12 protein-coding genes are annotated in these 12,965 nt (G+C 69.5%); 8 read left to right on the top strand and 4 right to left on the bottom strand.

All coding sequences use genetic code 11. The annotated features are described in order from the left end of the window. Positions 1-96 precede the first annotated feature (96 nt). Genes OU415_RS07480 through OU415_RS07465 form a run of 4 tightly spaced genes read left to right on the top strand, consistent with a single transcriptional unit; the run spans position 97 to position 5,151 of the window. Complete coding sequence (locus tag OU415_RS07480) at positions 97-861, top strand: oxamate carbamoyltransferase subunit AllH family protein (protein ID WP_270947849.1); 765 nt, start codon at positions 97-99, stop codon at positions 859-861. Then, positions 858-2,402 carry an acyl-CoA synthetase FdrA gene (gene fdrA / locus OU415_RS07475; protein WP_270947848.1) on the top strand — a complete coding sequence of 515 codons (1,545 nt, stop codon included), beginning with the start codon at positions 858-860 and terminating at the stop codon, positions 2,400-2,402. Before OU415_RS07480 ends, fdrA begins: the two co-directional genes overlap by 4 nt. Beyond that, a complete protein-coding gene (locus OU415_RS07470) occupies positions 2,399-3,847 on the top strand; it encodes a YlbE family protein (RefSeq protein ID WP_270947847.1) in 1,449 nt (482 codons plus the stop codon). Before fdrA ends, OU415_RS07470 begins: the two co-directional genes overlap by 4 nt. Then, positions 3,844-5,151 carry a cytosine permease gene (locus OU415_RS07465; RefSeq protein ID WP_270947846.1) on the top strand — a complete coding sequence of 436 codons (1,308 nt, stop codon included), beginning with the start codon at positions 3,844-3,846 and terminating at the stop codon, positions 5,149-5,151. Before OU415_RS07470 ends, OU415_RS07465 begins: the two co-directional genes overlap by 4 nt. Positions 5,152-5,206: 55 nt before the next feature. On the opposite strand, the gene OU415_RS07460 is transcribed toward OU415_RS07465, so the two are convergent. Beyond that, on the bottom strand, positions 5,207-6,115 hold the full coding sequence (locus OU415_RS07460; RefSeq protein ID WP_270947845.1) for an alpha/beta fold hydrolase: 909 nt from the start codon (positions 6,113-6,115) through the stop codon (positions 5,207-5,209). A gap of 256 nt (positions 6,116-6,371) precedes the next feature. On the opposite strand from OU415_RS07460, the gene OU415_RS07455 reads away from it, so the two are divergent. Then, positions 6,372-6,944 carry a hypothetical protein gene (locus OU415_RS07455; protein WP_270947844.1) on the top strand — a complete coding sequence of 191 codons (573 nt, stop codon included), beginning with the start codon at positions 6,372-6,374 and terminating at the stop codon, positions 6,942-6,944. A gap of 5 nt (positions 6,945-6,949) precedes the next feature. Here OU415_RS07455 and OU415_RS07450 read toward each other — a convergent pair whose 3' ends face one another. Then, positions 6,950-8,548 (bottom strand): BCCT family transporter, encoded by a 1,599-nt coding sequence (locus OU415_RS07450; protein ID WP_270947843.1) that lies wholly within the window; start codon positions 8,546-8,548, stop codon positions 6,950-6,952. An 84-nt stretch (positions 8,549-8,632) separates the two neighbouring features. Next, on the bottom strand, positions 8,633-9,391 hold the full coding sequence (locus tag OU415_RS07445; RefSeq protein ID WP_270947842.1) for an IclR family transcriptional regulator: 759 nt from the start codon (positions 9,389-9,391) through the stop codon (positions 8,633-8,635). Positions 9,392-9,460: 69 nt separating this feature from the next. Between OU415_RS07445 and OU415_RS07440 the strand changes: the two genes are divergently transcribed. From OU415_RS07440 to dmpG, 3 genes are read left to right on the top strand one after another with little or no spacing between them, the layout of a single operon-like run. Next, complete coding sequence (locus tag OU415_RS07440; protein WP_270947841.1) at positions 9,461-10,255, top strand: 2-keto-4-pentenoate hydratase; 795 nt, start codon at positions 9,461-9,463, stop codon at positions 10,253-10,255. A gap of 11 nt (positions 10,256-10,266) precedes the next feature. Then, the gene (locus OU415_RS07435; protein ID WP_270947840.1) at positions 10,267-11,205 is read left to right on the top strand and encodes an acetaldehyde dehydrogenase (acetylating); all 939 of its coding nucleotides are present in this window, start codon (positions 10,267-10,269) and stop codon (positions 11,203-11,205) included. After that, entirely contained in the window at positions 11,202-12,224 is a 1,023-nt protein-coding gene (dmpG, locus tag OU415_RS07430) for a 4-hydroxy-2-oxovalerate aldolase (RefSeq protein ID WP_270947839.1), read from the top strand. Before OU415_RS07435 ends, dmpG begins: the two co-directional genes overlap by 4 nt. Before the next feature lie 37 nt (positions 12,225-12,261). Here dmpG and OU415_RS07425 read toward each other — a convergent pair whose 3' ends face one another. Beyond that, positions 12,262-12,918 carry a TetR/AcrR family transcriptional regulator gene (locus tag OU415_RS07425; RefSeq protein WP_270947838.1) on the bottom strand — a complete coding sequence of 219 codons (657 nt, stop codon included), beginning with the start codon at positions 12,916-12,918 and terminating at the stop codon, positions 12,262-12,264. Between the last annotated feature and the right edge of the window lie 47 nt (positions 12,919-12,965).

Here is a 12,965-nt window from a genome sequence, read left to right as displayed (position 1 = left end):
GCGCACCCCGGGATCGGTCGCGTTCATTCGGTCTTCGATCGCGTGGTGAACGTGATTTCCGACAAAGATCGGCTCATAGCACTGTGTTCGGCTGAAATGGACGATGCGCCGTGGAGTGTTCGGGTCGACGTCGAGGGCTGGGCGGAGTGGCGGCTCGCGGCGGGTGATCGCGTCCGGCTGTCCGCCGCGTCGATCGCGTTCGTGGGCGGTTCGTCGCGGATCGTCCGAATCGACGGAGCTCGCAAATGGTATACAAAAGCCATTCCCGTCGAACTCGGGCACGGCGAACCGGGCAGGCGGGCCGGGGCGCTCGCCGCGTTCCTCGACGTGCACGGCGTCGACGGGGGAGTGCGGACCTCCGGTGCGGCGGCCACGGTCTTCGAAGCCCAGATCCAGGAGCAACTGGCACGCGGGTGCGCAGCGCTGGTCACCGCGGTCCGCGGCGAGGACGGCCCAGCCGTGGTCGCTGCCGCGACGAGCCTGCTCGGGCTCGGACCCGGGCTGACCCCGGCCGGCGACGACTTCCTCACCGGAATCGCGCTGCTCGCCGCACAACCGCACAGCACCTTGTCGTGGATCAACCCGCTCATCGGGCAGGCCCTCGACGACGGCCCGGAGCGGACGACCCCGCTGAGCCGCGCCACCCTCCGCGCCGCACTCCGCGGACGCGCCCGTCAAGGCCTGCTCGACCTGCTGCGCGTGCTGCTCGATCCGGCCCCGGTCGGCGACGAGCTCCTGGCGCGGCAGCTCCGGCTCCACGCCGGCCCGGTGGTGGGCATCGGCCACACGTCCGGAACCGACATCCTGTCCGGCCTGCTGGCCGGGTTCCGACTGGAAGAAGAACTGAGAGGTTTCATGTGACTGCCACCGCAGTGATCAAGGAGAACACCTACTTCGATTCGGTGTCCCTGATGTCGATCTCGACCAAGGCGAACCAGATCGACGGCGTGGACCAGGCCTTCGTGGCGATGGCGACCGAGATGAACAAGGGGGTGCTGGACAACCTCGACCTGCTCACCCCCGAGCTCGCGGCCGCGGGCAACGGCGACCTCATGATCGTCGCGGTCACCGGCGACGGCGTGGACACCGACGACGTGATCGCCCAGATCGAAGGACTGCTCGCCCGCAAGGCCCCGGCCGGCGGCGAGGCGAAGGTCAGCTACCGCACGATCTCCTCGGCCGCGCAGGGCGAGCCGGGCGCGAACCTCGCGGTCATCGCGGTCAACGGCGCGTTCGCCGCCCGCGAGGCGCGCAAGGCGCTCGAGAACGACCTGCACGTGATCATGTTCAGCGACAACGTCGACGTCGCCGACGAGATCGAGCTGAAGAACCTGGCCCACGACAAGGGCCTGCTGATGATGGGCCCCGACTGCGGCACGGCCATCATCAACAACGTCGGGCTCTGCTTCGCCAACGCTGTCCGCCCCGGCACGATCGGCATCGTCGCCGCCTCCGGCACCGGCTCGCAGGAGGTGAGCGTCCGGATCCACGCACTGGGCGGCGGGATCTCGCAGCTCCTCGGCACCGGCGGTCGCGACCTGTCCGCCGAGGTCGGCGGCATCATGATGATCGACGGCATCCGTGCCCTCGCGCAGGACCCGAAGACCGAAGCCATCGTGCTGGTGTCCAAGCCCCCGGCGCCCGAGGTGGAGGAGAAGGTCCTCGCGGAGATCGCCGCGGCGGGCAAGCCCGTCGTCGTGTACTTCATCAACGGTTCCGAGGCGGCCGTGACCGCGGCCGGCGGCCACTTCGCGTCGAGCAGCCAGGACGCCGCGCTGCAGGCCGTCCGCCTCACCGCGGTCCCGGACGCCGCGGTGCCCGAGCTCGACCACGACCGCGTGGCCGAGGTGCGCGGCAAGCTCGGCTCGGAGCAGCGGTTCGTGCGCGGCCTGTTCTGCGGCGGCACGCTGTGCGACGAGTCGATGTACGCGCTGCTCGACGACGGCGAAGAGGTCTTCAGCAACATCCAGAAGGACGCGGATTTCGTCCTGCGCGCCAAGGACACCAGCACCGGGCACACGTTCCTGGACTTCGGCGACGACGAGTTCACCAACGGCCGCCCGCACCCGATGATCGACCCGTCGCTGCGCCTGGAGCGCCTGGTCCAGGAGGCCGCGGACCCGACCGTCGCCGCGATCGTCATGGACTTCGTGCTCGGCTTCGGCTCCCACGAGGACCCGGTCGGCGTCACCCTCCCGGCCATCGCCGAGGCGAAGCGCATCGCCGCCGACGCCGGACGCCACCTGGAGATCGTCGGCTACGTGCTCGGCACCGACATCGACGCGCCGTCGCTGAACGAGCAGGTCGCGGCCCTCGAAGCTGCCGGGGTCACCGTCACCCGCAGCAGCACCGAAACCGGCCGGTTCGCCCGCGCCATCACCCGGAAGGACTCCCGCGCATGAGCACCCCCACCACCCAGCTGTTCAGCAGCGACCTCAACGTCATCAACGTCGGCCTGCAGATGTTCGAGGACGACATCGCCGCGCAAGGCGGCACCGTCACGACGCTCGACTGGACGCCGCCCGGCAACGGCAAGCCCGAGGTGATCGCCGCCCTCGACGTGCTCGAGCGCCCCGAGATCAAGGCGAAGATCGAGGCGGCGAACGCCGAAGCGGCCGACCGGGTCATGAAGGCCAAACCGATGCTGGTCGGTTTCGGCCGGGCCATCGACGTCGTGCCCGGCATGACGCCGACCACCATCATCCACGCCGGTCCGCCGATCGAGTTCGAGCGGATGTCCGGCCCGATGAAGGGCGCCGTGACCGGAGCGCTGGTATTCGAGGGCCTGGCGAAGGACCTGGACGAGGCCGCGGAGGTCGCCGCGTCCGGGAAGATCACCTTCTCGCCGTGCCACGAGCACGACTGCGTCGGCTCGATGGCCGGTGTCACCTCGGCGTCGATGTACATGCACGTCCTGCACAACGAGACGCACGGCAACTACTCCTACACCAACCTGTCGGAGCAGATGGCCAAGATCCTGCGGATGGGCGCCAACGACGAGAGCGTCGTCGAGCGGCTGATCTGGATGCGCGACGTGCTCGGCCCCATGCTCAAGGAGGCCATGGAGATCGGCGGCCCGATCGACCTGCGCCTGCTGCTCGCGCAGGCCCTGCACATGGGCGACGAGGCGCACAACCGCAACAACGCCGGCACGCTGCTGTTCTTCCAAGCGCTGGCGCCGTCGCTGCTGCGCACCAGCTTCACCACGGAGCAGAAGAAGGAGGTCTTCGACTTCATCGCGAGCTCCGACTACTTCTCCGGCCCGGTGTGGTTGGCGATGGCCAAGGCCGGTTTGGACGCCGCGCACGGCATCGAGAACTCCACAGTGGTCACCACGATGGCCCGCAACGGCGTCGAGTTCGGCATCCGGGTGAGCGGACTGGGCGGCAACCACTGGCTGACCGGCCCGGCGCAGAAGGTCGTCGGCCCGATGTTCGCCGGCTACAAGCCCGAGGACTCCGGTCTCGACATCGGTGACTCCGCGATCAGCGAGACCTTCGGTTTCGGTGGTTTCGCGATGGCCGCCGCCCCGGCGATCGTCGCCCTGGTCGGCGGCACCGTCGAGGAGGCCGTCGCCTACACCCGGGACATGGCGCAGATCACCACGGCGGAGAACCCGAACCTGACGATCCCGTCGCTGGGCTTCCAGGGCCTGCCGACCGCGATCGACGTGCGCAAGGTCCTCGACACCGGGATCTTGCCGGTCATCAACACCGCCATCGCGCACAGGGAAGCGGGCATCGGCATGATCGGTGCCGGTATCACGCACCCGCCGGCGGAGGTCTTCGAGAAGGCCGTCATCGCCCTCGCCGAGAAGCTCGCCCCCAGCGCGGAACCGCGGGCATGACAGCGGGGGAGGCGCAGGAAGAGCACGCCGGTCTCGAACTCGAGTCGGAGTTCGAGCACAGCCCGGTGCCGCCGACGCACCGGAAGTCGCTGCTGACGGTGTCGGCCGTCTGGTTCGGCTTCCCGATGATCCTCACCAACGCCGTGCCCGGTGGCCTCGTGGTCGCCATGCTCGGTTTCGGGCGAGGACTGGCCGCGATCCTCGTGGCGAACCTCATCATGTTCGCCTACGTCAGCCTGCTCAGCTACCGCGCGGGGCAGACCGGCAAGAGCTTCTCGTTGCAGGCGACGGAAACGTTCGGCACCGCGGGCTACGCGATCGCCTCGGGCTTCCTGTCCACAGTGGTCGTGGGCTGGTTCGCGTTCAACACGGGAGCGACCGGCGCGAGCCTGAACAAGGCGTTCGGCTGGAACGAAACCCTGGTGGCCGGTGCGGCGGGCATCGTCTTCATCGCCGTGACCTACCTCGGCATCAAGGCGTTGTCCTGGCTCGGCGCGATCGCGGCGCCGCTGTTCATCGCGGCGGCGGGCACTGCCGTGGTCATCGCGGCGCAGCACAGCGATTTCGGCCGGATCGCGGACTTCCAGGGCGTCGGCGGCGGTGCCATGACGTTCGGCGTCGCGGTCACCACGATCATGGCGACCTTCGCCGACTCGGGCACAATGACGGCCGACTTCACCCGCTGGTCGGAGAACGGCCGCCAAGCGGTGTGGGCGACGGTGACGGCGTTCCCGGTAGCGAGCCTCGTCGCCCAGCTCAGCGGCGCGGTCCTCGTCGCCGCCGGTGCCATCGCGTCCGCGGAGTCCGCGGGTGGTGACTTCACCCCGATCCTCACCGGCGCGGGAAGCCCGCTGCTGGACGTCCTGGTCGTGGTCTTCGTGGTGGTCAACCTGGGTTCGGTCTGCACCCACTGCCTCTACAACGGGGCATTGGGCTGGTCGCACCTGACCCGCTCGAAGATGCGGCTCCTGACCCTGGTCCTCGGCGTGATCGGAGTGCTCGTGGCGCTGCTCGGCGCCTGGAACTACTTCGTGAACTGGCTGTCGATCCTCGGGGTCCTGGTCCCACCGCTCGGTGCGGTCCTCATCGCGGACCAGATCATCCTCCGAAACCGCCTCGCCAACCGCCAGGAGCAGAAGTTCCGCCCCACGGCGCTCGTGGCCTGGGCAGTCGGAGCAGCGGTGGCCCTGCTGGTCCACCTCCTGGTCCCGTCCCTCTCGGACGCGGTAGTGGGCCTAGCAGCAGGCCTGATCGCCTACCTCGCGATCGAACTACCCCGGGGCAAACCAGTCCCAGCAACCTAGAAACGGTTCGGGCGTGGCGCACCCAGCGCCACGCCCGAACCGCTTTCCGCGGTGGTCAGCGCGGAAACGCGTCTCGGATCGCCTGGACCACGGCGTCCGGGCGGAGCCAGGCGATGCCGGAGTGGCCGGCGTCGTCGACACGACGTACTTCGGCTTGGGGGAGTGCCGCAGCGATGTCGGTGTAAAGCCGATGCTTGGCTCGGCCGGATTCGGCTGCTGATTCGCGGGCTTCGGGCGGGACCAGTTCGTCGGCGAACGCGTCGGTGCCTATCGCGGACACGATGATCATCGGCAGGTCGGGATCAGGACCGGCGTCGCGGACCTCGTCGAACAGGCGCGGGAGGTTCCTCGGTTCCTGCAAGGACTGCTGGTACCCGACGCTGCTGAACCCCTGGTCCAGCAGTGGTTCGCGGATCTCGGCGGGCCAGTCGGCCAGCGCACGGCCGAACGTCCGCCGGTACGCGGCCCGCATCGTTTCCACCTGCTCGGGCGGGAGCGGAGCGTCGGTGTTCGCGCTCCGGAGCCGCTGAGCGGCCTGCTCCGGCAGGTAGTCGACGACGTCCTCGTGCGTCGGGTCGAGCAGAACCAACCCGGTGACCTCGTCGGGGAAGCGCTTCGCGTGGAGCCGTGCGTACAAGCCGCCGAGCGAATGCCCGACCAGCACGTACGGTCCGGGCACAGCCGCAGCCCGCAGCAGCTCGTGCAGGTCATCGGTGACCTGAGTGCCGCTGCGCGGGAGGTCCACCACATCGCTCCAGCCCATGCCGAGCCGGTCGTAGATGACGCTCGTGCTGAACTCCGCGACGAGGGCGTGCACGTTCCAGTAGTAAAGCCCGAACATCCCACCACCGGCCAAGAACACCACCGTCGGCCCACCGCTCCCGGCCCGGTCCAACAACATCGCCCCACCCGAAACCTCGTACCGCCTCCCCAGCGGTGCCACGCTCGCGGTGTCCTCTGCCATGCTCCTGCGCCCCTCCTCGTCGAGACCTGGCCAGCACACCAGAGTTCGCGGCGCACATCGAGCCGGACACCCCGACCCGGCGGGCATTCCGGCGAACCACAGTTTCGATTGAAACTGTGATCCGTCGTGGGTGGGTTTTGCAGTTTCAATTGAAACTGTGGTTTCGCGTCGGGACCGGACCGGGTTGTGGACGGGCCGCTGCGGTGGTGTGACAGGTGTTGTTGCGGGGCCTTGTGGGGGGTCCTAACCTGCGCCGATGGTGGTGCGGCGGTTGCAGGCGGTGGGGCTCGTGCTCGGGCCGGTCATCTTCGCTGCTTCGCCCTTCTTCTGGGTTGATGGGCATTACGGCGTGAACGGCGGGATGTTGATCGCGCTGTCCATGGTTCCCTGGGTTTACGGGTTGATCGGGCAGTACGAACGGTTGCGCGAACGGATTCCGGTGGTGGCCGGGATCTGGTTGTTGCTGCTGCTGATCGGGATGTTCGGCAGCATCGCGTTCGGATTGCAGGGGTTCTTCGAAGGCGTATTCGGGTTGCACGACCAGGTGGCTTTGGCCCGGTTCGACGACTACCCGCCGCAGAGCCTCCTGGTGCTGTGGTTGCCGGGGCCGGCCTTCCCGTTGTCCCTGCTGGTCTTCGGCGTTCTCCTGCTCTGGACCCGGATGTCGCCGTGGTGGGTGGCCGCGTTGATCTGCCTTGCGGCCGTTGCGTTTCCGCTCGGGCGGGTGCTCCGGCTGGAGTGGGTCGCCTACCTCGTCGACCTGCTGGTGATCATCCCGTTCGCCCACCTCGCTTGGAGCGCTTGGCACCGGACCGAGTCGAGGTCTTGACGACGTCAGCCGGTCTCGTCCCGGGGCTCTTCGTCGGCGAGCTTCGAGAGGACCTGCTCGGCTCGTCTTCGGCGGTGGATCAGTTCATCGCCGCGCAGGTCCTTGGTCAGCGACACGCACATCAGCACCATGACCAGCGCGAACGGCACGGAGGCGAGGAACGTCAGGTTCTGGATCCCCTCCAGGGCGTGGTCGCCGCCGGACATCAGCATGATCGCCGCGACGGATCCGGTGGCCACGCCCCAGAACACGATCATCCACTTCCGGGGTGAGATCGTGCCGCGCTGCGAGAACTTGCCCATCACCAGCGACGCCGAATCCGCGCCGGTGATGAAGAAGATCGCCACCAGGACGATGACCAGCACGGTGAGGGCAGTCGGGATCGGCAGCGCGCGGATGACGGTGAAGATCTGCACTTCCTCGCCGCCGGAACCGGCCACGTCGACGCCACCGCGCTGCAGGTCGATCGCGCTGCCGCCGAAGATCGCGAACCAGACCACGCTGACCGCGCTGGGCACCAGCAGCACCCCGCCGACGAACTGCCGGATCGTGCGGCCCCGGCTGATCCGGGCCAGGAACGTGCCGACGAACGGCGCCCAGGAGATCCACCACGCCCAGTAGAAGATCGTCCAGTGCGAGAGCCACTCGTCGAGGGCTGCGCTCCCGGTGGCCCCGGTGCGCGCTGCCATGCTCGCGAAGTCGCCGACGTAGTTGCCGATCGACGTCGGGATCAGGCTGAGGATGAACACCGTCGGACCGGTGACCAGCACGAACAGCGCCAGCAGCGCCGCGAGGACGACGTTGGTGCCGGACAGCCACTGGATTCCCCGGGAAACCCCGGAGACCGCGGAGGCGACGAAGCAGATCGTCAGCACGCCGATGATCACCACCAGCACCGGGATGCTGACGGCGGCGATCCAGCCCGCGCTGCGCATCCCGCTGCTGATCTGCAGCGTGCCGATGCCCAGCGAAGCCGCCGAACCGAACAGCGTCGCGAGCAGCGCGAGGACGTCGACGACCTTCCCCAGCGGCTTGACCCCGCGCCGCTGCCCGAGCAGGGGAGCGAACGCGGAACTGATCATCTGGCGCCGGCCCCGGCGGAAGGTGCCGTAGGCGATCGTCAACCCGACCACCGCGTAGATCGCCCACGGGTGCAGCGCCCAGTGGAACAGCGTCGTCGCGAACGACGTCCGCACCGCGGCGGCGGTCATCGGATCCACCGTTTCCGGTGGTGGCTGGACGTAGTGCGCGAGCGGTTCGGCGACGCCGAAGAACATGAGGCCGATCCCCATGCCCGCGATGAACATCATCGCGATCCACGACAGCGTGTGGAACTCCGGTTCCTCGTCGTCCCCGCCCAGCGGGATCGATCCGTAGCGGCTCAGCGCGAGCCACCCGACGAAGACCACGAACCCCGTCGCGGCCAGCGAGTACCCCCAGCCGATGTCGTCCACGGCCCACCGCAACCCGGCTTCGGCGAACGCGCCGAGCGTCGTCGGCGAGGCGATGCCCCACCCGAGGAAGAACAGGACCAGCAGCGCGGTGACGCCGAAGACGACGCGATCGGTCGACGCCCGGGCAGTGCCCGCCGGTAGTTCCCCCATGGCCGCACCTCGCCTTCCCCGCGCCCGCCCGGAGGATCCCACGCCACCCCGCCCGCTGCTGATCGCGCAGGTCAGCGGCCGGTGCTACCGGAGCTGCTCCCGGCGGGCGATGGTGCTGCGCAGCGCCTCCGCGGTCGCCAGCACGGTGGCGGTCTGGGCTTCCGGGCGGAAGCGGCCGGTCGGTCCGGTCACGCTGATCGCGGCGACGGGTTCATCGCCCGTTCCGAAGACGGCAGCGGCCACGCACGCGATGCCCAGCGCGGATTCCTCGTGCTCGAACGCGACTCCGGTTTCGGCTGCCCGCACCAGCTGGTTGTGCAGGATGCCGGGGGCCACCACGGTGTGCGCGGTTCGCCGGACCATGGGCGCGGCCAGCACCTCGCGTTGCACCTCCGCGGGGGCGTGGGCGAGGAGGACCTTGCCGATCGCCGTGCAGTGCAACGGGTTTCGGCCGCCGGTCCGGGACGGGGCGTCGGCCTGGCGGTGCCCGCCGATCTTCGCGACGTACACGACGTCGTGGCCTTCGCGGACGCCGAGGTGCACCGTCTCGTGGGTGCGCTCGTACAGGTCCTGCAGGAACGGCATCGCGACCTCGAGCAGGCTGCGTTCGAGGGAGGCGAGCATGCCGAGTTCGAACAGCCCGCCGCTGAGCCGGTACCCGCCGTCGACGCGGTCGAGCAGCCGGTTCGCGACGAGATCGCGCGCGAGGCGGTGCACGGTCGCCTTGTGCAGGCCGGTCCGGCGGACCAGTTCGGCGAGGGCGAGCACGTGGTCCTCCGGCCGGTAGGCACGCAGGATCGTCACGGCCTTGCCGAGCACGGTGTCGAGGTCTGCGCCCGTCATCGCCCGAGCGTATCGCTGAGCGAGACGAATGCCTGGTCGGGGCCGCGCCCGGTCTGGACAGTGGGCGCCATGAGCAGTCAGTCCACGACTTCCACCATCGCCGCCGCCGCTGACCGGCTCGCGTCCGCCGCTGCGACCGGCGTGCCCTGCGCGCCGGTGCGGGACCTGATCGGCCGTGACGACCTCGAGGCCGCGTACGCCGTGCAGCGCCGCCTGGCCGAGCTCCGGGAGGCGGCGGGGGCGACGGTGGTGGGCCGCAAGATCGGCCTGACCTCGGAAGCGGTCCAGCAGCAGCTCGGAGTCGACCAGCCGGACCTCGGTCTGCTGTTCGACGACATGCAGTACGGCGACGGGGAGGCCATCCCGGTCGGGCGCCTGCTGCAGCCGAGGGTCGAGGCGGAGGTGGCGTTCGTGCTGGGCGCCGACCTGGTCGACGGTCCGCTCGACGCGGCTCAGGTCCGCGGTGCGATCGAGTACGCCGTGGCAGCGCTGGAGATCTGCGACAGCCGCATCGCGGCCTGGGACATCAGCTTCGGTGACACGGTGGCGGACAACGCTTCCGCGGGGCTGTACGTCCTCGGCACGCAGCGCCGCACGCTCGACGAGGTCGAGCCCGCGGAGGTCGTCATGGAGATGGCCGTCGACGGACACCAGGTGTCCACCGGCGTCGGCACCGCTTGCCTGGGCGACCCCGTCGCGGCGGTGGGCTGGCTGGCTCGGACGGCCCGCGACCTCGGCCAGCCGCTGCGAGCCGGGCAGGTCGTGCTCTCCGGCGCACTCGGCCCGATGAAACCTGTCGCGGCCGGCAACGCCGTCACCGCCACCCTGTCCGGGCTCGGCGCCGTGACCGCCCGTTTCCAGTGAGGAGTCGACGAATGACCAAGGTCGCGATCATCGGATCGGGCAACATCGGCACCGATCTCATGATCAAGGTGCTGCGCGGTTCGGAACGCCTCGAGATGGGCGCCCTGGTCGGCATCGACCCGGCGTCCGACGGGCTGGCGAGAGCAGCCCGGCTGGGCGTGCCCACCACCGCGGACGGTGTAGAGGGGCTCGTCGCGATGCCCGGCTTCGACGACATCGAGATCGTCTTCGACGCGACGTCCGCGAAGGCGCACGCGGCGAACAACGCCCGCCTGATGCCGCTGGGCAAGCGGATGATCGACCTGACACCGGCGGCCATCGGACCGTACGTCGTGCCCGCGGTCAACGCCGACGAGCACTTGGACGCGCCCAACGTGAACATGGTGACCTGCGGGGGCCAGGCCACGATCCCGGTGGTCGCGGCCGTCTCGCGGGTGGTGCCGGTGGCGTACGCGGAGATCGTCGCCTCGATCGCGTCGAAGTCGGCAGGTCCGGGCACCCGCGCCAACATCGACGAGTTCACCGAGACCACGTCCGAAGCGATCGTGTCGGTCGGTGGTGCGCGCCGCGGCAAGGCGATCATCGTGCTCAACCCCGCCGAGCCGCCGCTGATCATGCGGGACACGGTGTTCTGCCTGGTCTCCGCCCCGGATTCGGCGACGCACGAGGAGATCCGGCGGTCGGTCGAGAAGATGGCCGCCGACGTGGCGGCGTACGTGCCCGGCTACCGGCTCAAGCAGCAGGTGCAGATCGCCGAGATCCCGGCCGAGCAGCCGGTCGGGACGCTGCTGGCGGACTCGTCGCGCCCCACCCACCAGGTCTCGGTGTTCCTCGAAGTCGAGGGCGCCGCGCACTACTTGCCCGCGTACGCGGGAAATCTCGACATCATGACCTCCGCCGGACTGCAGATCGCCGAGCGGATCGCCCAGCGGATCGGAGCCGCCCGATGAACCAGCGCAGCATCTTCGTCCAGGACGTGACCCTCCGGGACGGCATGCACGCGGTGCGGCACCGGATCGACCCGTCCGACGTCAAGCGCATCGTCGCCGCGCTCGACGCGGCCGGGGTCGGGGCGATCGAGGTCGCGCACGGCGACGGCCTGGCCGGCGGGTCGCTCAACTACGGTCCCGGCTCGCACACCGACTGGGCGTGGATCGAGGCCGCCGCCGAGGTGATCGAGCGCGCCCGCCTCACGACGTTGCTGCTGCCCGGTGTCGGCACGGTGCGCGAGCTGAAGCGGGCGCACGAACTCGGCGTGCGATCGGTCCGGGTCGCCACGCACTGCACCGAAGCCGACGTCGCCGCGCAGCACATCGCGACGGCGCGCGAAATCGGCATGGACGTCTCGGGATTCCTGATGATGAGCCACCTGGCGCCCGCCGACGAGTTGGCGGAGCAGGCCAAGCTGATGGAGTCCTACGGCGCGCACTGCGTCTACATCACCGACTCCGGCGGGCGGCTCACCATGGCCGGTGTGGCGGAGCGGATGCGCGCCTACCGGGACGTCCTCGACCCGGGCACCGAGATCGGCATCCACGCGCACGAGAACTTGTCGTTGTCGGTGGCCAATTCCGTCGTAGCGGTGGAGAACGGGGTGACGCGGGTCGATGCGTCCCTGGCCGGCCACGGTGCCGGTGCCGGGAACTGCCCGCTCGAGGCGTTCATCGCGGTCGCCGACATCTACGGGTGGGACCACGGGTGCGACCTGTTCGCCTTGCAGGACGCCGCGGACGACATCGTCCGCCCGCTGCAGGACAGACCGGTGCGGGTCGACCGCGAGACCCTGACGCTCGGCTACGCCGGGGTGTACTCGAGCTTCCTGCGCCACGCCGAAGCGGCATCGGCTCGCTACGGGATCGACGTCCGGACGCTCCTGCTCGAATCCGGGCGCAGGGGACTGGTCGGCGGGCAGGAGGACATGATCGTCGACATCGCCCTGACGCTCGCGGAGGAGCGCGAAAACGACTGACACCCACCGTACTTCGCGTACCTGAACGGGCGCGAGGCTAATCGGACTGCGCCCGGATGCTGCGGATCCGGGATTCGCCGAGGGCGGCCATCGCGTCGGCCAGCTGCGCCATGAGTTCGGCGATCGGCTTGCCGTCGTTCGACTGCAGCGACACGAAAGCGCCGTCGAACCCTGCCATTCCGAAGTGCGCGAGTTCGTCGGCGATGGCGGTCGCCACGTCGTCGCCCTCGACCGCGAACGACGAGCGGATCATCTCGTGCATCAGGTCGCGGCCTTCGCTGCGGACCTCGACGACCGTTCGCATCGCTTCAGCGGCTTCGGCCGCCTCGTTGCTCATCACCAGCACCAGCAGCAGGCGCAGGAAGTCCTCGTGGCTGACGAAGGCCTCGCCGGTCTTCTGCAGGTGCCACGTCAGCCGTTCGCGCGGAGAGCCGTCCGCGGGCGGGTTCTGGTGCGCGGCGCGCATCGCGTCGAAGAACTCCCGGGCGCCGCGCGCCATCACCTTCGACAGCAGGTCGGCCTTCGACTCGAAGTGGTGGTAGAAGGCGCTCCTCGGCAGGCCGGTCTCCTTGACCAGCACCGACATCGACGTTCCCGCGTACCCGCGCGCGGACATCACCCGCGCCGCGACGTCGAGGATCTCCTGCCGTGATCGTCGACCGCGTCGGTTTCCAGTGGGTACGGCGTTGTCCATGCCGCGAGTGTAGTTCCCGGGCCGCGGGCCCGGTCCGCTCGCGAGAA

This window comes from Saccharopolyspora oryzae, from assembly GCF_027853915.1.
GTDB lineage: Bacteria > Actinomycetota > Actinomycetes > Mycobacteriales > Pseudonocardiaceae > Saccharopolyspora > Saccharopolyspora oryzae.
This window is presented reverse-complemented; position numbering and strand designations above follow the sequence as displayed.

Coding starts and splice junctions, on each gene's coding strand:
- OU415_RS07480 (WP_270947849.1), top strand. CDS start 97: ATGGACGATGCGCCGTGGAGTGTTCGGGTCGACGTCGAGGGCTGGGCG.
- OU415_RS07425 (WP_270947838.1), bottom strand. CDS start 12,918: ATGGACAACGCCGTACCCACTGGAAACCGACGCGGTCGACGATCACGG.
- OU415_RS07450 (WP_270947843.1), bottom strand. CDS start 8,548: ATGGGGGAACTACCGGCGGGCACTGCCCGGGCGTCGACCGATCGCGTC.
- OU415_RS07470 (WP_270947847.1), top strand. CDS start 2,399: ATGAGCACCCCCACCACCCAGCTGTTCAGCAGCGACCTCAACGTCATC.
- OU415_RS07465 (WP_270947846.1), top strand. CDS start 3,844: ATGACAGCGGGGGAGGCGCAGGAAGAGCACGCCGGTCTCGAACTCGAG.
- OU415_RS07455 (WP_270947844.1), top strand. CDS start 6,372: ATGGTGGTGCGGCGGTTGCAGGCGGTGGGGCTCGTGCTCGGGCCGGTC.
- OU415_RS07435 (WP_270947840.1), top strand. CDS start 10,267: ATGACCAAGGTCGCGATCATCGGATCGGGCAACATCGGCACCGATCTC.
- OU415_RS07460 (WP_270947845.1), bottom strand. CDS start 6,115: ATGGCAGAGGACACCGCGAGCGTGGCACCGCTGGGGAGGCGGTACGAG.
- dmpG (WP_270947839.1), top strand. CDS start 11,202: ATGAACCAGCGCAGCATCTTCGTCCAGGACGTGACCCTCCGGGACGGC.
- OU415_RS07440 (WP_270947841.1), top strand. CDS start 9,461: ATGAGCAGTCAGTCCACGACTTCCACCATCGCCGCCGCCGCTGACCGG.
- OU415_RS07445 (WP_270947842.1), bottom strand. CDS start 9,391: ATGACGGGCGCAGACCTCGACACCGTGCTCGGCAAGGCCGTGACGATC.